Origin of the sequence: Brucella sp. NBRC 12953, from assembly GCF_040369775.1 — a bacterium.
Classification (GTDB): Bacteria; Pseudomonadota; Alphaproteobacteria; order Rhizobiales; family Rhizobiaceae; genus Brucella; species Brucella pseudogrignonensis.
Genome location: NZ_BAABSV010000007.1, coordinates 244327 through 263231, shown reverse-complemented (window position 1 = coordinate 263231; position 18905 = coordinate 244327). Strand labels below are relative to the sequence as shown.

Below are 18905 nucleotides of genomic sequence, written 5' to 3'. Positions count from 1 at the left end.
GGGGGGGGTTTTGTTTTTTTTTTGCACACCGCGCCCCCCGCCCCCCCCCCCCCCCCCCCCCCCCCCCCCCCCCCCCGCCCCCCCCCCCCCCCCCCCCCCCCCAGGACCGGATGCAGGCACGCCGCATTCGCGAGACGGCACGCAAATGGGGGGTGCGCATTCATTCCGACGCCTTTGCCGGCCAGGTGCGGATGGCGTTTCAGGACAAGGAAAATGCCTTGCTCGGTCCCGATGTGCATCTGCAGCATTGCTGGGGGATTTCGCATGAAGAAATCGACATTCTCGCCGAGACAGGCACCCATGTGACCCACGCGCCACCTGGACGTTCAACGCCTTTGATGCAGATGATGGCGCGCGGCGTGCCGGTCGCCCTTACATCGGACGGTGCCGCGCCGAGCCGTCATTTCGACATGTTGCAGATCGCCCGCATAGCCCAGGCGACCCAGCATGTCCTGCACAATCATGATCGCTATATTCTGCCGCCCGGCAAGATTTTCGAGATGATCACCATTGATGCGGCGCGCGCGATCGGCATGGACCATGAAATCGGATCGCTTGAAAGCGGAAAGAAAGCCGATATCGCGATCATCGATATGCGCAAACCGCATCTAACCCCCAACTGGATGCCGGTTCACCGCTTGATCCACCAGGTGCATGGCAGCGATGTCGACACGGTGATTGTCGACGGAAAGATCCTGATGCGCGATGGCAAGGTGCTGACCACCAATATGCAGGCGGCACTGGCCTTTGGAGAAAGCGAGGCGCGGGCGCTTGTGATGCGGGCGGGGCTTTGCGCGCATATGCATGATCCCGGCTGGGGCCAGTTGCAGCGGGTGTTTTCCAGTCCGGTCAATTTTCCGGTGGCGCCCGAAATCTGAGAGCCTGGGTCGCGCGGATGCAGGCTGCGGCCCTTCAAGCTGAGCGCCCTTCAAGGCAGCAGGCAAAAAGCCCGGACCACAGGGTGCGGCCCTTGTCGCAGCTTTGCTCTCGTCCTTTTAAGAGGGCAATGCTGGTCGCTGCCATCAGGCGGGCTGGGTTGCGCGGACATAATGGGTTGGGCTGATCCTGGTCATCGGCAGGATAACAGGCACGAAATCCGGCGCTCGCACCGCACTGGGAATTTCGTCGGACAGCGGTTCGCGCGCAATCGACCGCCGCGCTGGATCCGCCACCGGAACGGTGGAAAGCAGTTTGCGGGTGTAGGGGTGCTGGGGGTTGCCGAATACGGAACGGCGATCGCCGATCTCGACGATTTCGCCCAGATACATCACGGCCACCCGATGGGCGATGCGCTCGACGACGGCCATATCGTGACTGATGAACAGGATTGCGATCCCCATATCCTGCTGCAGATCCATCAGCAGATTGATGACCTGGGCCTGAATCGTCACATCAAGCGAGGCCACGGCTTCGTCAGCGATAATCAGCCGGGGATCAAGCGCCAGGGCGCGGGCAATACAGATCCGCTGGCGCTGACCACCGGAAAAGGCGTGCGGATAGCGCTGAAGATAGTCGCCAGGAAGATTGACCTTGGCAAGCAGATCGGCCGCGCGCGCATGCAGCGCAACCGAACCACCCAGGCGATGCACCCGCATGGGATCGATCAGCGCCTGGGCAATGGTCATGCGCGGATTGAGTGAGGAAAAAGGATCCTGAAAAACCATCTGTGCTTCACGGCGGAAGCGCTGCAGATCTTTTTTTGACGCACCGACCAGTTCGGTTCCCTGATAGCGGATCGATCCCGATTGCGGCCGGTCAAGCTGCATGATGCTGCGTGCGACAGTGGATTTTCCGCAACCCGATTCTCCCACCAGCGCCAATGTCTCGCCTGGGAAAATAGTGAAGGAGACATTTTCAACCGCATGAACGCGGCCGGTGGTGCGGCCGAGCAGGCCGCCTTTCAGGTCGAAGCGGGTCACCAGATCACGCACTTCGATCAAGGGTTGTTTGTTCTGCACCATCTGCGTGTTCATTGCGCCGTCCCCGTGCGTGCTGACTCCTCTTCATAAACAAGCAGCGGAAATTTTTCCGGCCCCGGCTTGTCAGCCATGCTGCCCAGACGCGGCACCGCCGAAATCAGCGCGCTTGTATAGCGATGTTTGGGATTGTTGAAGATATCATGGACGGACCCTGTCTCGACGATCTCGCCTTTCAGCATCACGCAGACCCGGTCGGCGATTTCGGCGACGACACCCATGTCATGGGTGATGAACAGCACTGCCATGCCGATCTCGCGTTGCAGTGCACGAACCAGGTCGAGGATCTGGGCCTGGATGGTGACATCAAGGGCGGTTGTGGGTTCATCGAGGATCATCAGCGAGGGTCGGCAGGCCAATGCCATTGCAATCATCACGCGCTGACGCATACCGCCGGAAAGCTGGTGGGGATATTGATCGAGCCGGCGCTCCGCATCGGGTACCCGCACCAGTTTGAGCACATTGAGCGCAATCTGCCTCGCCTCACGCGATGTTTTCTTCTGATGCCGGATCACCGCTTCCATGATCTGATCAGCGACCGTGAAGACAGGGTTGAGACTGGACATCGGATCCTGAAAGACGATCGACAGCTCAAAGCCACGCAAGGCTTCGATACGCTTGTCGGACAATTTTGTGAGATCGACGATCGTGCGGTCTTTCATCCGCATCAATATCCGGCCGCCGGTGATGCTGGCACCGTCAAATTCGGTTAACCGCATGATGGTCATGGCGGTCACGGATTTGCCCGAGCCGGATTCGCCGACCAGCGCCAATGTTTCACCATGACCAATCTGCAGCGAGACATTCCTGACAGCGCGCACCGGATTTGCCGCATTGGGGGCAAAACAGACGTCAAGATTTTCAACCGAAAGAATGACATTGTCGGGCAGAGCCACGCTAGAGGGCAGAGCCGCACTGCTGCTGGATGATCTGGTCAAATTGTGTTCCCCTGCGATTTTTCGCGTTTTGCCAATCTAATCCCTGCTGCGATGATGGTGTCAACACGCAAGCCGCGCAAAGGGGATCGGCGGATAAAGGGGAACCTCGTTCAGACCGCTGTCCAGGCTAAAGCCTGCAGGGAAATCCCCGGTAGAGATTGACTGCAACAAGGTTATGCAGAAATTGCATTACCGTCTCTGTTTTCGCATGAGGGTATTTTTGGTCGCTCAGCGCAGTCTCAGCGCCGGGTCCGGCAGGCTGCGCAGATTGCTTTGATTGTCAGCGAGATCGTTCCAGAATGCCTCTACATCGCGGTTTCTCGCCCCGGCACGACGGAAAATCCGGATTTCCATTTCCAGCGCCATTTGCTGACCGCCAATCTGCACCAACGCACCCTGATTGATCGAGGTCTGCACGCAGATCTGCGGCAGCCAGGCGATGCCATGTCCGGCGATGGCCATTTGTTTGAGACTGACGGCGAGAGAGGATTGATAGACGGTGCTCAGATTGGGTGGATGGCGGCGGCGCGACTGGATGAGGGAAATCAGCTTGCCCAGATAGCCGTCGTTCCAGGAATAGGAGAGATAGGGGATTTTCGTCCCCTCTGGCACGTCGAGGTCATAAAGTGGTTTGCCGGCAGGATCGGTGCCTGAAACGAGGATCAGACGATCCTTGCCGATTTGCAGCGATTCAAATGGGCCAGCTTCGAGAACCGGCGGCCCATCGGGATGATCATAGATGATTGCGAAATTGCATTTGCCCGACGACAAATGCTCGATGCATTCCAGAAAATCCGCAGTGTGCATGCTGCTGCGAACCAGGGTTTCCGCGCCCTGGCAACGCGCAATCCAGTCGGGGAAGAAATAGATCGCCAGGGTGTGAAACGCAGTGAACGTCAAAAGCTGCGAGCTGGCACCGGCGACATTGCGGCAATCGGTGCGCAACCGATACATGTCACGGACGAGCTCCTGGCAACGCGGCACAAACAGGTTGCCAGCGCCGGTGAGATGTACGGGATAGGTGCTGCGGTCGAGCAGATCCGCGCCAACCCAGTTTTCCAGCGATCGGATGCGTCGACTGAATGCCGGCTGGGAAATATTCCTTGCAGCAGCAGCCGTCGAGAAGTTCCGCGTCGCCACGATTTCCAGGAAGTCTTCGAGCCAGGCCAGCTCCATCGCAACCTCATGCGTTCTTTGCATAGTTCATTCTAACTACGCATTGGACAGCAGCGCAAGTGTGCTCCTAGCCTGAGAAAAAATAAAACAAGATCGAAGATCGAAATAGGGGAACTTTCCATGAAACTTGCTTTGGCTCTGGCCCTTTCCTGGGGCCTTGGCCTGGCGGCGGCGCCTGCTGTTGCCCAGACCAAAAATCCGGGAACCTTTGTGTTTTTGTGGACCGACGACGTGCAGTCGTTTGATCCCGCCTATATTGCCAACACGCCAAGCTCCTACGGCGCGCTGAATGTCTATAGCCGGTTGCTCAATTACAATGGATCCGAAATCTCGGAATTTGTCCCTGCGATTTCGAGCGCGGTGCCGAGCCTTGACAATGGGTTGATCAAGAACGGCGATGACGGCTCGATCACCTATACGTTTCCAATCCGCAAGGACGTCCATGCCCACAAGGTCGGCATCAAGGGCGATGATGGCAAGATCAGCTGGCAGGCCTATGATGGCCTGACAGAGGATCAGAAGGCAAAGATCGAACCCGGCTATGGCCAGATCACGCCTGAGGACGTGCGCTATTCGCTGTTACGGGCGATCCTGATGGGGCAGTCCTGGATGTCGAATGCGATCACTGAAGTGGTGACGGCCGGCAAATATCCAGACATTACCAAATGGGTGGAGACGGAAGCCAATGTCAAGAATATCAATGATGCGGGACCGGAAGCCTTGCGCAAGGTCTATGATCAGCTGGCCTCCCAGATCACGGTGGAAGGTGACAATGTCGTCCTGAAACTGCCAAAATCCTTTCCTGCAACGCTTGGGGTTCTCGCTCTGCCCTTTGGTGCGTCGATCGTCGACAAGGAATGGGTTGCCTCAGTCGGCGGCTGGGATGGTGATGGCGACAGCTGGAAAAAATACTATCGACCCGAGCTCGGCGACGATCCGCTATTTGCCCAGGAAAACGGTACCGGCCCCTTCATGCTGGAGGAATGGGACCGCACCGATCGCCGGATAACACTCAAGCGGTTTGATAACTATTTCATGGGGCCGGCCAAGCTCGAGCGCGTGGTGATGCGCACCGTTCCGGAATGGACCACCCGCCGTCTGCAGCTTTTGTCAGGCGATGCTGATTTTGTGACCGCGCCGGTCGAGTTTCTCGATGAGCTGAGCAAATCCGATGGCGTCAAGGTGGTGGATGGATTGCCAAAGGTGTTTGGGCGCGGGCTTTATTTCGCCTGGCCGCTCGAGGACACCGACAATGCGGCGATCGGCAGCGGAAAACTCGATGGCAATGGCATTCCACCGGATTTCTTTGCCGATATCGATGTGCGCAAGGGCTTCAACTATGCGCAGAATTACGACGCATTGCTCAAACAGGTCCTGTTGAACAAGACCGTGCAGTCGCGCGGTCCGACGGTGCGGGGCATCATGGGTTATCGCGCGGATTCTCCGATCTACAGCTATGACCCGAACAAGGCTGCGGAACATTTCAAGAAAGCCTTTGACGGCAAGTTGTGGGAGACGGGCTTCACCTTCACCGCCTATGTCCAGGAAGGGACACCGCAGGGGACCGCAGCGCTTTCCGCGCTGCAGCAAGGATTGCAGCGCATCAATCCCAAATTCAAGATGAAGATCCAGTCGCTGCCCTGGGCATCGATTTCCGACAAATTGAACAACCGCGCCAAGCCGGCTTCACCGCTCACCTATATGGGCTGGGGACCGGATTATTCGGATCCGGGTGGCCCTCTGGGTGCTGCGACCTACTACCTGTCCCCGACCGGACTTGTGGGCGGCATGCTGGGGGATGGCTATCGTGAGTTGATGACCGAGAAATTCAAGCCTTTGCTCGATGAAGCCTGGGCATCCTCGGATCCAGCGGTGCGCGAACCGATCTATGCCAAGCTGCAGGCAATGTCGCATGACTATGCCACCACCCAGTTTCTGTGGGAGGATTTTGGCTACATCGTCACCCGCTCCAATATTGATGGCTATGTCCACAACATGATCCTTTATGGCGCCTGGGATTTCTATCCGGTGAGCAAAGCCAACTGAGCCTCTGACGCGTACCGGGCGAGATCTGCGCCCGGTGCTTCCCCTTCATATCCAGCGATAGAGGTAATGGTGTGCTCAATTACGCGCTGCGGCGGCTCTTAGCACTTCCGGTGGTGCTGTTCGCTCTTTCGATCATGCTGTTTGCATTGCAGATGTCATTGTCGCCGACCCAGCGACTGGCGGCCTATGCGCCCTCGCCCGACTTTCTCAAGGGCGGGCAGGAGAGCATCCGCCGGATGATCGAACAATATGGGCTCGACGATCCTTTTCATGTGCAATATGGCAAATGGATCGGCAATATCATGACCGGCAATCTCGGCTGGTCCGAAACCGCGCGCCAGCCGGTGGCTCATGCCCTGGCCTCCTTGTTGCCGGCAACGCTTGAACTGGTGCTTCTGGCCTTCATTCCAAGCTTTCTTCTGGCAATCTTTCTTGGCTCACGGGCCGGAATTTACCTCAATAAATGGCCCGATCACATCATCCGGATCTTCACAATCCTGGGCTGGTCGTTTCCGGTCTATGTGTTTGGCCTGTTGATGCTGCTGATCTTTTATTCGGTATTGGACTGGTTTCCGCCAGGGCGGCTCAGTCAATGGGCGCAGGCCACCGTGATGTCGTCCGACTTCACCCGCTATACCGGCGCCAACACGATCGATGCGTTGCTGAATGGTAATTTCCGAGTGCTGGGGGATTCACTTCGCCACCTGGCTGCCCCGGTGATCACGCTGACCTATGTCAATCTGGCCAGCATGACGCGGGTGATGCGCACCTCGATGCTCGAAACCCTGCGGCAGGACTATGTGCGCACGGCGCGGGCCAAGGGAATGCCGCGGCGGGTGGTGGAGTTGCGGCATGCGCGGCGCAATGCCCTGCTTCCAGTGACCACCATTGCCGGGATGGAGCTTGCAACCATGATGGGGGGCGTGGTGATTACCGAGACCATCTTCGACTATGCCGGCCTGGGCCAGTTTGCCGCCAAATCTGCCGCCAATCTGGATTTCCCCGCCATCCTCGGCTTCAGCTTGTATTTTGCGATCGTCCTTGTGCTGATGAACCTGATCGTCGACCTGATCTATCCATTGCTCGATCCGAGGGTAAAGACGCGATGAAACTGTTTTCCTATCTTTTGCGCAATCCCGTCTCGCTGATCGGCGTGATGATCCTGATGGGCTTTGTGCTGATCGCATGTCTGGCTCCCTGGCTGGCACCGCCGCAGGAATTTCAGATGTCGGTCTATGACACACCGCGTGCCGGCTTTCTTGCGACCCCGCAACCGCCTTCGCCCGAAGCGATATTTGGCACCACGGAAGGCCAGTATGACATCTATTATGCGGTGATATGGGGTACCCGGACGGCTTTCAAGATCGGGCTCGGCGTTGTTGCCATTTCGGTATTTATCGGCACCTTGATCGGTGCTCTGGCGGCTTATTATGGCGGCAAGATCGATGAAATCCTGATGCGGATCGTTGATGTGTTCATGGCGGTGCCGTTTCTGATTGCCGCTATGGTTCTGACGGCGCTGCTGGGCAAAGGCATCGGCCCGATCACCATTGCGCTGACGACTTTCGGCTGGATGGGCTATGCACGGGTGGTCCGCAGTGAAATCCTGCGGATTCGGGAAATGGACTATATTCACGCGGCCCGCAGCTATGGTGCAGGTGATCTGCGCCTGATTGTCCGGCATATTCTGCCCAATGCCTTTTTTCCGGTCCTGGTGCTGGCCACGATGGCAACCGGTTCGATGGTTCTGTCCGCCTCAGCGCTGAGCTTTCTCGGCGTAGGCACCGAGGAGGGCTATGCCGACTGGGGACAGTTCATTGCCTATTCGCGCAACTGGATCGTCGGGCAGCCGGGCAATCCGTTTCAATACTGGTACACCCTGGCCTTTCCCGGTGCTGCGATTTTCCTGTTCGTTTTGTCATGGAACCTTGTCGGCGACACGCTGCGCGACATTCTTGACCCTCGTCACTCAAGCTAAGTTGGGAGAATAATTGTGCCTGCGCTTTCCAATTCCTCGATCGAACTCTTTGATGGCCTCATTCGTCACGAAGTCGAAGACAAGGCCATCCCCTCGATTTCCTACGCTCTTGTCGACCGGGATGGCTTGCTGGCTCAAGGGCATATTCAGCATTCCGCGCGTCATTTCGAAATGAACGACAAGACCTGTTTCCGTATTGGCTCGATCACCAAGACCTTCACCGCGGTGGCGATCATGCAACTGGTGGAAAAGGGGCTTTTGGACCTGGATGTCGATGTTTCGGAATATCTTCCGGGATTTCAGCCGGTCAATCCGTTTATCGGACGCGAAAGCGGCCCCTATGGATCCCATGTCAGCCTGCGCAAGCTGATGAGCCACACGGCGGGCATCGTGAGAGAGCCCAAAAGCGGGCATTATCTGGATGCGCACCGACCGCCGCTTGCCGATACCGTCGCCGAGCTCGCTACATCAACGCTCAAGCAGGATCCCAGTGCCGGGACCATGCACTATTCCAATGCCGGAATTGCGGTTGTCGGGCTGGTGATTGAGCGGGTGGCGAAGAAATCCTACGCCGATTACATATCGGAGAATATCCTCAAGCCGCTCGAGATGTCGGACACCGCGTCGGGCATGGCGGATGGCATTCGCGAACGTCTCGCGCCGGCTCATATGTGGACGCTTGAGGGCGACAGCCCCGCCCCGGTGTTCAGCCTGGGCGGGTCTCCGGCCGGCAATATTTTCTCGACCAATGCCGATATGGCCCATTACGCCCAATGCCTGCTGCGTGGCGGCTTTACACCCGATGGCCACGCCCTTCTCAGTCCCGCTTCCTTGCGCGAGATGTGGAACCCGATCGGAAAGCGGCCGAGCAATCATGACAAGACCTTGAATGGCTATGGCCTGTGCTTTGGTGTGGGTGACATGGACGGCTGGACCTCTGTCGGCCACGGCGGGGCTGTCTATGGTTATGCGTCGCAAATGACTTTGCTGCCGCAGGCTGGGGTCGGCGTCCTGATCTTTGCAACGCTGGACTTTGCCAATCAGATCGCGTCGCGTCTGGCGAGCGATGGCCTGCGTCTTGCGCTGTTTGAACGCAAGATGGGTCCCCGTCCGCAAAGCGCTTCCATACCGCCAACGATCACCCAAGAGCAGTTTTCAACGCTGCCGGGACTATATCGGCACGCCGAAACCGGCGAAGTGGTGGAAGTCAAGGAAAAGGCGGGCAAGCTTTATCTGATGGGCGAAGGCGTGCCTTTGCAGATCCGCCCGACAGCCGACGACGCCTTTGTCATTGACGGTCGCATCTATGGCCGCGGCGCCGACTATCCGCATATGAGCCTGTCGTTCAAGAAAGCTGACATCTTGAACTGGAAAGGCCAGGACTGGATCAAAGTCGACAGCCTGCCGGTCGAGCAGGTGCCGCCGGAGATCGCCATCCATCTTGGTGAATACGGCCCGGACTTCAACATCACCTATCTCACCTATAGCCACGGCCAGCTGAAATGCCTGATCGAATATTTCTGCACCCATGGCTGCGAGCCGGTCGATGGGGGCCGTTTCCGCATGCGCGGGCTGCTTTACGAAGAAGAAATCCTGGAACTTGGTGCCATTGACGAGAACGGCAGACAGGGCATCCGGGTAGGGCCGATGTTCCTGGAACGCCGCCAGGCGGCGTGAGGCAGGGGTGGCGCAGATGGTCGTCCCGATCACCATGGAGGAACCACTGGGCGCGCGCATGCGCATTAATGGCCGTCCGGTCGACTATTTTTGTGGCACGAGCTATTTCTGCCTGCATGGCCACAAAGCGGTTATTGATGCCGCCTGTACTGCAACAAGGCAATATGGGCTTGGTCCGGGTACCCTTGCGCTGATGCCCATTTATGCGGAGCTGAAGGCGGCCTTATGCGGATGGTTTGCCACCGAGGATGTGGTGACCATGATTTCCGGTTACGTCGGTCCGATGGCGCTGTTGCAGGGACTGCGGGATGATTTCGACGTGGTGTTTGTTGATCAGGCGACCCATTACAGCAGCCTTGATGCGATCGCCGGGCTTGGCAAGCCGGTTTATCAATTCCGGCATCTTGATGCCAACAGCTTGAAGGAGGCACTTGCCCTGCATCTGGCGGCAAGCCAACGCGCAGTGGTGGTCACCGACGGCGTCTTTCCCTCAACGGGGGCGTTGGCGCCGCTCGGCGATTACCGCAATGCAATGGCGCCCTATGACAATTGCCTGCTCTGCGTCGATGATTCACACGGGGTCGGGGTGCTGGGGCGCAGCGGCCGCGGCTCGTTGCAGCATGCAGGTCTGGAGCAGGTGGGAAATCATTTCGCTGGAACTTTAAGCAAGGCCTTTGGTGCACTTGGGGGGATCGTACCCGCGACAAGCATGCTGGCGGACAAGATCAGGCAGAAATCGATGATCCTGCGTGGCGCATCGCCGCCACCACCGGCTGCGGCGGCGGCGGCAATTGCTGCTTTGAAATTGTTGCAGGCTGAGCCGCAGATGCGCGCCGATCTGCAACGCAATGTCTTGCGGCTGCGCAGTGGATTGCGCAAGCTCGGCTTTGCGGTCGAGGATAGTCCAGTCCCCATTGTTTCGCTTCGGGCTGCGATTGATCTTGAGCATCTGCGACGAGAGCTGGAAAGGCGCGACATCGTGGTGAAAATCACAACCGCCAATGGCTATTCGGATGCCCCGGACGTCCCTACGATGCGGCTGGCTGTCTTCTCAACGCACAGCCTGCTGCAGATCGACAAGCTGCTTTCCGCAATCGGTGAGGTTGCGTGAAGGAGAGCAAAGACCCGGCGCGCGCCCTCGCCCGAATCCCGGCGAGACCCCCTGCGAGCCCCTCTGCGAGACCCACTGCGAGACCCCGGGCGAGACCTTTGCAATTTCCGCTTGCCGGACGATCAGCAGGTCGGAATTCCGAAATAGCAAATCAACACGCAGCAGCGATTGCAACAGCGCTGAGAGGAAGGCCAAGCGCATCGCATTGTATGGTTATTCTTCGTCCCTGGGTGCGGAACGCGATCGAGAGGACGTCAAGAAAACAGGCAAAACAAGATTTGAGCCGCAATAGAAAAGAGGCCGGCCTCGCCTACAGCCTGAAGATTTTATATCGCTGATAATCATCCCATGTTGTTGCGATTTGTGATTTTGGAGAAGAATGATCTATTGCAACAGCGCCTGCTGTCGCCCAAACCTTCACAGGCGCCGCACTCTGGTTGTTGTCCGAAGCACGCACATACGCCAGAGTGCTCCACTTCAGCCCCTGCATTCTTCAGCCCCTGCTCTCTAGACAGAGAGCCGCCGCTATCTGACAGGATGCGAATTCATCGGCCGCAGCCTGTCCAAGTTTTTTTAAGGCGGCGACGCTGCCGCGCGCAGCAAGCCACAACGCAATGGGTCTTAGATGCACAGCTCCCGGCTTCGGCGATTGATCTTGAAACAGTTTTTTTGACCGATATCCTCTGTGTCGCGCAGCCTATCGCCGGCCCCTTAACCGCCGACAATGTGCATTCAGCTCGTCTGTGAGCGCATGCAGCAAATTTTCTCGAGGCGGCTGGTCGATTTCCCGCCAGTTGATGTGGGTTTGCGCCTGCACGCCGCTTGCAACACCCATATCTGCATAGAAGGCGTTGATAGCGTCTGCCGCAGCGCTCAGATCCAAATTCACAAACATGGCAAAATGGGCGAGGACTGCATATTCCTGCGGATGATCGCGCCCAAGCCCTTTCCATCGTTGCGCGGTGCCGGCGAGTTTGCGATTTGCAACCACGACATTATAGGCACCATCACACATGGAGCCGGAAACGGCGCGATAGGCTCCTTCAATACCACGGCTGCGCAGCATCGCCATCAAAGGTTGGCATAAAATGCGATAAGCCGATCCGATCCTGTCGCCGACATCAGGACCGCTGATAAAACTCATCGAAAAGTTGATGACATCCGGTCCCTGCACGACGGCTCCGCCGCCAGTGTCACGCAGAAACACCGACCATCCCCGCGCCTTCGATGATGCGATGGCCGGCTCGAATTTGTCATAATGCGCGTGGCTGCGCGGCACCACGATCCCGGCGGGCGTCTGCCAGATCATCCATCTGATATCACGGTGATGGACAACTTCGGCGACCATATCGCGTTCACGGCTGAGCGCTTCATGGTAGGGCAATTGCAGGACAGGACCCATTTTTTCACCCATTTGGCTCGTGATACAATGCGGCCGTCGACGTCGAGACTGCTTGGCTTTAGGCAATCTCGCCGCACTTGGCAATACCAGTCCTGAACTGGTCACGAGCCCAGGCGATCGGTGACTTTGCGCTCGGTGCTATCTGGAGATTTAGGCCGATCTTCAGACTGGCCGCTGTCGATTGGCACAGTTTGGGCCACGGCACCGCCGGCAGATGCAGGGTTGATGCGAAACAGCCATTGGCGTTCTTCAACCGACCCGCAACAGTGGATTGGGGCATGATGCCTCTCGCCTTTCTGACAGGCGAAAGGACTGTCGTGGCCCACAGTGCGGTTGATTATGCCGTAGCCGGCTCGGGCTCACTGTGGAGCACCGGGGTTGCGAAGCTCTCGGACAGCAGATGTTGCAGCCGATGTTTTTCGAACTGTCCGATCTCCAGAAGCGGTATTCCGGCGCGCTCCAGAGCGCAGCGTTTTACCGCCATGCGGCTTGCAGCATCCGCCGAAAGACTATGGCCGGTGCCGTTATACTCGACCGCGAGCATCGGCTTTCCATAATTATCAATCAGCAGAAAATCGACGCGCTTGCTGTTGTAGGAACGAAAGGCCCTGTCCTTGATTGCTTCCGCCTGCCATTTTTCGGTTTTGATGAAGGATCCCATTGCCACCTCAAACCCCACCCGCCATGTCGGACGGTGGCAGGAAATCCAGTTCTGCAACTCATAGAGCACATTGAGTGCGGCTTCCCGATTGATGGGGCGTGTCGCGTAGATGTTGCATTCAGACAGGAACCGCAACTGGTTTTCATGCTTGGTTATGTCATGCAATTCGTCCTGCAGACGCTTTTTCTCGAAGCGCAGCTGGCGTTGCTGATCCTGGCGCTGCAGGATTTCAACGGTGGTCGACAGAAGATCGAGCTGTCGTGTGAGATGACGCTTGTGGGACTTGAAGAGCCGGTGGCACACGATGGCACCGATTGCGGCGCCCACAGCCAATAGGATCAAATCGGTTTTGAGGTCACTCAGTTGCATTGGCTGAAACGGAATATAAGTCATTGTCGTCTTAAGTCTCTTTGCTTTGGTTTCCGACAGCGCTGCCTTGTGTCCGCAACGGGTCGAATTTGTTAGCGCTTCGCGTTACCACTTCACCTTGAAACCGAGATTGCCCTTGATTGTATAGCTGTCGGCAAAATGATTGAGCGAGGTATTGATCGAGCCTTCGCCATAAAGCGCATATTTGTTATCGGCCCAGGCGTAGGTCCCACCAAAGCCGATACCAGCGAAGCTCTTGTCATAAGCGCTCGCCATGCCGGTACCGGCATAATTGATGCGGTTCTCACCAATCAATGTCTGATAGAGATTGGCAATGCCATAGACCGCAGTGTCCACCCTGCGACCATCTGAGCCGATAAAGCTGTTCTGATAATTGGCCGCAAGTCCAAGGCGGGCATTGAGGTTGTCACCATCATGGCTGGAAATGCGCGCCCCATAGCTGTCGGTGAAGCTGTCAAAATCCACCGATGACCACATCAGCTGGGCCTGCGGGGTCAGCGACCAGTTCTCATTGAGCGTGAAGCGCTGGCCGGCTTCCAGGCTCAAGGCATAGCCAAAGCCCTTGTTGGAACTGGCAAGCGTGCGATTGACCGCATCAACATCGAGATCACTGTCATACCAGTTGGCCCCAGCCTGGGCATCGAGATAGAAGCCGGAATTGCCATAGAAGGTGGCATTGGCTCCCAGGCCCCAGGCCTGCGTGTCGATGGTGCCGCTGCCATCTCCGGTCAGATTGTCGATATTGGAATGAGCATTGCCATATTGACCGGTGAGGCCTGCAATCAATAGGCCGTGGTCATTCTCATAGAGCTGGCCATCGACACCGGCCTGAAGAATGACGGTATTGATGTTCTGGTTGAGATCGCCTGCAGTGGCAGCGGACTGAATGCGGTTATGCGCGCCCTCGATCCGCCCCCAGACACCCCCCATTGTGCTCCTGCCAGCTGGCAAAGGCTGGGAGGGGGCAACGAAACCATTCTCCGCCGCAGCTCCATGACGATCACCCACACGCTGTTGCAGACTTGGCAACTGGTTCAAGGCCTGCAATGTTGCATGATAGGACTGATAGACTGGCGCAGCGGCCGAATAGCGTGGAGCGGTGGGATTTGTGGGGGTGGCTGGCCCGGTCGGATCAACGGGAACAGCTGCCTTGGTATTCTGGCTCACCAAATACCAGTTGCCGTCGTTTCCTTTGCCTTCTGGGTCCGATCCCGTCTGTCCCGATCCCTTTTGCAAAGTATAGGCAAAGGCGGAAGCCGTCATGATCGCCGGCTGGCCATCTTTGGTCATGTAATCCCCGTTCAGGGTAAAGATGCCCTCCGATTGACCACCCACATTGATAAGCTTGATGCCGTTGACCGTCTGCGCTCCAAGCCCGCCCCGATTGCTGATCGCAACCCTTGTCGTACCCGCGCTGTTGCCGGTAATGTCGAGGCGGCTGGTCGTCGAATTATCGTCGCCCAAGACCGTCGCGAAATCGAGCCGACCGCCGGTGCCGCTATAATTGCCATCAATGGTCAGTGTTCCCTGGCCATCATGGCCCGCCACAATGATACCCGCATTGGTGGTGCTTCCGACTGTGCCTGCGCCTGCCAAGATGCCGTTGGCTTCAATGTCGAGGCTGCCGCCAAGTTTTTCGGCAACAATGAGCTCGCCACCAGCAATGGTCGCATGACCAGAGTAACCCCAGTTGTCGCCGCGGAGTTCGAGCGTTCCAGCGCCCTGCTTGGAAAGGCTACCCGCTCCTGAAATCGACCCGTTGAGTGTCAGCGTGGTATCGCTGTCGATGCGGAGCACCCCGGAGGATGCAACGACCACCGAACGCTCTGTCTTAATGTCTGCGGTGGTGTTTAAAGCGCCACCATCAAAAATCAGCCCGCCCGAAGCAGCACCGAGATTCTCATCAGAAGAAATGCGAACGGTACCACCGCTTATGCGTGTTCCTCCGGTGTAGCTGTTGTCACCTGCAAGAAGAAGTGTGCCTGCATCGGTCTTGACGAGTTGGGCATTGCCGCGCAGTTGCGCCCGGATCGTTGCAGTCATATCCACGCCTGCGATGGTGCCGTCGCCCACACGAATAGTGGTTTGTGGATCGGTCAATGTCAGTGCGTCACCGGTTACGACATAGCTGTCCGTCGCGAATTGCATTCCTTTGACATGGACCGCACCAAGGCTGTTGTCGACGACCACTGTGCCAGCAGACCCGCCAAAAACAGCAAGTGCTGCGGCATTATAAGACGCGTTGATATGACCCGAATATTCCGTCCAGTTATCGTTGCCTGACTGGGCCTGCCAGAGACCGTCACCACCGTTGATGACGCCGTCGATCCGGGGTGCCGAACTGCCATCCCAGAAATCGAAGTTTTCTCCCCCGGCAATCAGGTTAACTTGCTGGGCTATCGATGTTTGAACAGTCGCCGATCCAACGGGCACATTCCCCAGGGTCAGGCCGTTATCGGTGAGGTTGCCCGTATAGCTGATGATACGATAGATGCCTGGTCCGTAGTTTCCGCCTGCCGATTGACGGATATCGAGACTGCCGTCCAATGTCAGATCGCCATTGACCACAAGAACATCGTTGAGCGGTCCTCCGGCGGTACCGCTTTCGCCCAGCTCCATTAAAAGTCTAGCGCCAGGATGGAGCAAAAGGCTGCCGTTGATGGTCAACTGACCTGCGTGGGTCGCAAAATCGCCCGGGTCAAGGCTGCCGAGGACTTCGACATCACCACCAATCGTCCCGGATCCACCGAGTGTGGCACCGGATGCAACTGTGCTCAGCCCAGTTGCCAGCGACTGATCTCCATTGATATAAAGACTTCCAGCATTGACAGCGGTTGTACCCTTGTAACTGTTCGCACCTGAAAGGACTGTCACTCCGGGGCCATTTTGATCCAGGTAACCTGCGCCGGAAATTGCTGCCGAGAACTGATAATCCGCGTCATCATGATTGAACAGGATGCGATTATTGGCAGAAGCCATTGTCACGGAGTTTGCCTGCAGCGTGCCGGCATGCACGGCAGCACTGCCTTCGGCAGCGCCGATGTTGAGGGTTGCATTGCCCGCACCCATTGCAAGGATGCCACTTCCAATCCTGATCACTGCGCCATCTGCAAGTGTCACGACGCCCTTGTTGCCGCTGGCGGCCGAGTTGGTGATTGAGAAGCTACCCGTTTCAATCAACGAACCTGCACCGGTCACCAGAAGCGCTGCGTCTGGATTGTTCAGGCCGGCGCCAACATAGCCAATCGTTACGCCTGCAGCGGTAATATGGCCATTATCGCTCACTGTAACCGTGCCGCGACGCAATTGCAGCGATTGGGTGATCTTCCATTCCGAGCCCTTTCCCGATATCAAGACATTGCCATTGCCGGTCACAAGCTGCCCACCCACCAGCGGATTCGTCCCGGCCGAAATCAGCTTGCCGCCATTGAGCACGTTAATCGTGGCAGTCCCGAAACGTCCGAGTACCGAGGTTCCGGAGATCGACATCTGCGATCCGGGATCGGTTATGAGAACTGTTCCGCTGCTGTTGGCGGCATAGGCCATGTCAAAGGCACCGAAGGAGGCCGAACCGCCGTTTCTGATGGTGAGGGATCCGGCACCGGCCGAACCAACCTGCGACACGGCGGACCCGGCGGTGGTGAGACGCGTCGCTGGGCCGTCGACAATCAGTTGGCCATTGTTGCGCAGTATGACTGCTGATGTACCGGTAATGCTGCCGCCTGCGTCAAGCTTTAGCTGACCGCGCTCGACGGTGGTCACACCGCCATATGTATTAGTCCCCTCCAGACTGAGCGTACCAGACCCCGATTGCGTCAATGTCCCGGAACCTGAAACCGACCCGGAATAGGCCACAGTATCGGACCGGTTGAAAACCAGGGCTGCATTGTCGACGATGTTGCCGGTGACACTGCCGGTCACACCCCCATTTCCGAGTTGAAGGGTCCCGGTGCTGATGGTCGTCCCGCCTGAATATGTCGCGTTTCCCGTCAATATCAATGTTCCGGCGCCAGCTTTGGTGAGTGTGCCGGCGCCACCAATCGGTCCGGTCAGGGTCAGGACCGTACTGGCATTTGTTGTCATTGTTCCAGCCCCCGTGAGGGTAACCATCCGCGCGGATGTCAGGCTGGCGGTCGTATTGAGCGCGCCACCATTAAAGTTCAAGGCGCCCGATGCATTTCCCAGATTGCTGTCAGAAGAGATTCTGAGCGTACCGCCGTCGATGGAAGTCCCCCCGGTGTAGCTGTTGTTTCCGTTCAGGACCAGGATGCCGGCATCTGATTTGACGAGTTGCCCATCACCGTTGATCGTCGAACTGATCGTGGCCGTCATGGCTGCTGCGGCCGGGGTCCCATTGCCGACACGCAGCTTGGTCTCCGCGTCACCGAGCGTGAGCTGATTTCCGGTCACACTGTACCCATTGGAAGCAAACTGCATGCCGCCAATGGTGATAGGAGTGGTCAGAGTGACGGTTCCTGCGGTTCCGCTGAACACTGCGGTATCATGGGCTGTATTGTTCCACGTCACAAGCGGTCCGGTCGTACCGTCTGCGCTCGATCGCCAGACGGCAGTGGTCACATCCCAGGTGCCGGTGCCGCCCGTGCCGGCCGCAGAACCATTCGGATCCCAATAGAGATCGCCGGCGAAACTATTGTGTACGGCCAACAGGGATACAAACGAGAAACCGATCAGCGGCGGGGCTGCCTGCCACACGAATGACAGGGCTTTCATCTTCCATGCGATATGCCGGCCCGAGACGGCTTCGACCCGCTTCCACTTCTGTGTATCCAGCATGCAAACTCCCGACTTCATAGCTAAAAACTTGCTTCGAGCAAACCTTGGCCTGCCCGCCCCCAACGGGGAAATGAATAAGAAAAATGGTCTTTCCTGCTGTAGCTTTCAGCAGAGTCAGTCCTCAAAATCCTGGCACAGCACCGATAAGTGCGGTCGTTACCGCAACACCGGCTCTTCCTCTTTGACGATGCGGTCCGACACGTTCTCCTCATTGTCTGTCGCTTTCAGCTGACCGGCTGGTCAACATTGTTGAAAGAAGTGCGTAGGTCTGATCGCTGGCATTAACAACGCAAATATAAAGGAAAGCATAGCCACAAATTTTAAAACTTGATACGGGTTTTGCAAAATAAATATAAATCTATAGTATTACTAATTCAGCATACTATAATATTCATATGTTCAAAAGTAATATTATCTCCTCTTTTTCTGTGTTGAAAAGCCTGTTTACTTGCTAGAGCCTGGCCTGTGGCGATGGAATTTAAAAGGCGCAATCGAACGCGTTTCTGCACGATCGCTTCGGACTGACCATGTACGGGATCTCTAGGGAGCGTGGATGATTGAAGCCATTTCGGCATTCAGCTCGCGTGTCCTGTGCGAGCCGCCAAAGGTTGAATGGCATGAACACACAAGCTGTTTCATCCTCTTGGCGGATCGAACCGGTCATTGATCGCATGACACCTCAAACCTCGCGTCTTAGGGGTGACGGGCTCAAATTGTGCCAAAAGCGCCTGCCGCGACCAACCGGGCAGATTCGTT

General features: G+C 57.2%; 12 protein-coding genes and 1 pseudogene. 6 read left to right on the top strand and 7 right to left on the bottom strand.

Annotation, left to right across the window (positions count from 1 at the left end; genetic code table 11):
- Positions 1–104: 104 nt before the first annotated feature.
- A pseudogene (locus tag ABWV94_RS17995) lies at positions 105–878 on the top strand (amidohydrolase family protein); the annotation flags it as partial.
- A 144-nt stretch (positions 879–1022) separates the two neighbouring features.
- Here the strand turns inward: ABWV94_RS17995 and ABWV94_RS17990 are convergent.
- The 3 genes from ABWV94_RS17990 to ABWV94_RS17980 all read right to left on the bottom strand — a co-directional run bounded on the left by ABWV94_RS17990 (position 1023) and on the right by ABWV94_RS17980 (position 4114).
- A complete protein-coding gene (locus tag ABWV94_RS17990) occupies positions 1023–1973 on the bottom strand; it encodes an ABC transporter ATP-binding protein (protein WP_353414839.1) in 951 nt (316 codons plus the stop codon).
- On the bottom strand, positions 1970–2914 hold the full coding sequence (locus ABWV94_RS17985; protein ID WP_113497636.1) for an ABC transporter ATP-binding protein: 945 nt from the start codon (positions 2912–2914) through the stop codon (positions 1970–1972). The genes ABWV94_RS17990 and ABWV94_RS17985 overlap by 4 nt, the downstream gene beginning before the upstream one ends.
- 228 nt (positions 2915–3142) lie before the next feature.
- The gene (locus ABWV94_RS17980) at positions 3143–4114 is read right to left on the bottom strand and encodes a LysR substrate-binding domain-containing protein (protein WP_353414836.1); all 972 of its coding nucleotides are present in this window, start codon (positions 4112–4114) and stop codon (positions 3143–3145) included.
- 96 nt (positions 4115–4210) lie between these two features.
- Here ABWV94_RS17980 and ABWV94_RS17975 point away from each other — a divergent pair, with 96 nt between their 5' ends.
- From ABWV94_RS17975 to ABWV94_RS17955, 5 genes are all read left to right on the top strand, one after another.
- Positions 4211–6136 (top strand): ABC transporter substrate-binding protein, encoded by a 1926-nt coding sequence (locus ABWV94_RS17975; RefSeq protein WP_353414834.1) that lies wholly within the window; start codon positions 4211–4213, stop codon positions 6134–6136.
- A gap of 71 nt (positions 6137–6207) precedes the next feature.
- The gene (locus ABWV94_RS17970; protein ID WP_353414832.1) at positions 6208–7245 is read left to right on the top strand and encodes an ABC transporter permease; all 1038 of its coding nucleotides are present in this window, start codon (positions 6208–6210) and stop codon (positions 7243–7245) included.
- Positions 7242–8114 carry an ABC transporter permease gene (locus tag ABWV94_RS17965; protein ID WP_113497642.1) on the top strand — a complete coding sequence of 291 codons (873 nt, stop codon included), beginning with the start codon at positions 7242–7244 and terminating at the stop codon, positions 8112–8114. The genes ABWV94_RS17970 and ABWV94_RS17965 overlap by 4 nt, the downstream gene beginning before the upstream one ends.
- Positions 8115–8129: 15 nt before the next feature.
- Positions 8130–9791, top strand: a complete 1662-nt coding sequence (locus tag ABWV94_RS17960) for a serine hydrolase domain-containing protein (RefSeq protein ID WP_353414829.1) — start codon at positions 8130–8132, stop codon at positions 9789–9791.
- Between the two features lie 16 nt (positions 9792–9807).
- On the top strand, positions 9808–10902 hold the full coding sequence (locus ABWV94_RS17955; protein ID WP_113497646.1) for an aminotransferase class I/II-fold pyridoxal phosphate-dependent enzyme: 1095 nt from the start codon (positions 9808–9810) through the stop codon (positions 10900–10902).
- A gap of 697 nt (positions 10903–11599) precedes the next feature.
- On the opposite strand, the gene ABWV94_RS17950 is transcribed toward ABWV94_RS17955, so the two are convergent.
- The 4 genes from ABWV94_RS17950 to ABWV94_RS17935 form a co-directional block, all read right to left on the bottom strand.
- On the bottom strand, positions 11600–12304 hold the full coding sequence (locus tag ABWV94_RS17950; RefSeq protein WP_353414826.1) for a lipoyl protein ligase domain-containing protein: 705 nt from the start codon (positions 12302–12304) through the stop codon (positions 11600–11602).
- A gap of 58 nt (positions 12305–12362) precedes the next feature.
- Positions 12363–12584: a hypothetical protein gene (locus tag ABWV94_RS17945; protein ID WP_353414824.1), complete on the bottom strand. Its 222-nt coding sequence runs from the start codon at positions 12582–12584 to the stop codon at positions 12363–12365.
- 57 nt (positions 12585–12641) lie between these two features.
- Positions 12642–13358, bottom strand: coding sequence for a DUF2726 domain-containing protein (locus ABWV94_RS17940; protein ID WP_353414822.1), 717 nt, complete (start codon positions 13356–13358; stop codon positions 12642–12644).
- An 81-nt stretch (positions 13359–13439) separates the two neighbouring features.
- On the bottom strand, positions 13440–18149 hold the full coding sequence (locus ABWV94_RS17935; protein ID WP_353414820.1) for an autotransporter outer membrane beta-barrel domain-containing protein: 4710 nt from the start codon (positions 18147–18149) through the stop codon (positions 13440–13442).
- Positions 18150–18905: the final 756 nt, after the last annotated feature.

Excerpts from the sequence above, each read along its gene's own strand:
- ABWV94_RS17955 (WP_113497646.1), top strand. The coding sequence starts at position 9,808 with ATGGTCGTCCCGATCACCATGGAGGAACCACTGGGCGCGCGCATGCGC.
- ABWV94_RS17945 (WP_353414824.1), bottom strand. The coding sequence starts at position 12,584 with ATGCCCCAATCCACTGTTGCGGGTCGGTTGAAGAACGCCAATGGCTGT.
- ABWV94_RS17940 (WP_353414822.1), bottom strand. The coding sequence starts at position 13,358 with ATGACTTATATTCCGTTTCAGCCAATGCAACTGAGTGACCTCAAAACC.
- ABWV94_RS17990 (WP_353414839.1), bottom strand. The coding sequence starts at position 1,973 with ATGAACACGCAGATGGTGCAGAACAAACAACCCTTGATCGAAGTGCGT.
- ABWV94_RS17935 (WP_353414820.1), bottom strand. The coding sequence starts at position 18,149 with ATGCTGGATACACAGAAGTGGAAGCGGGTCGAAGCCGTCTCGGGCCGG.
- ABWV94_RS17950 (WP_353414826.1), bottom strand. The coding sequence starts at position 12,304 with ATGGGTCCTGTCCTGCAATTGCCCTACCATGAAGCGCTCAGCCGTGAA.
- ABWV94_RS17975 (WP_353414834.1), top strand. The coding sequence starts at position 4,211 with ATGAAACTTGCTTTGGCTCTGGCCCTTTCCTGGGGCCTTGGCCTGGCG.
- ABWV94_RS17980 (WP_353414836.1), bottom strand. The coding sequence starts at position 4,114 with ATGCAAAGAACGCATGAGGTTGCGATGGAGCTGGCCTGGCTCGAAGAC.
- ABWV94_RS17965 (WP_113497642.1), top strand. The coding sequence starts at position 7,242 with ATGAAACTGTTTTCCTATCTTTTGCGCAATCCCGTCTCGCTGATCGGC.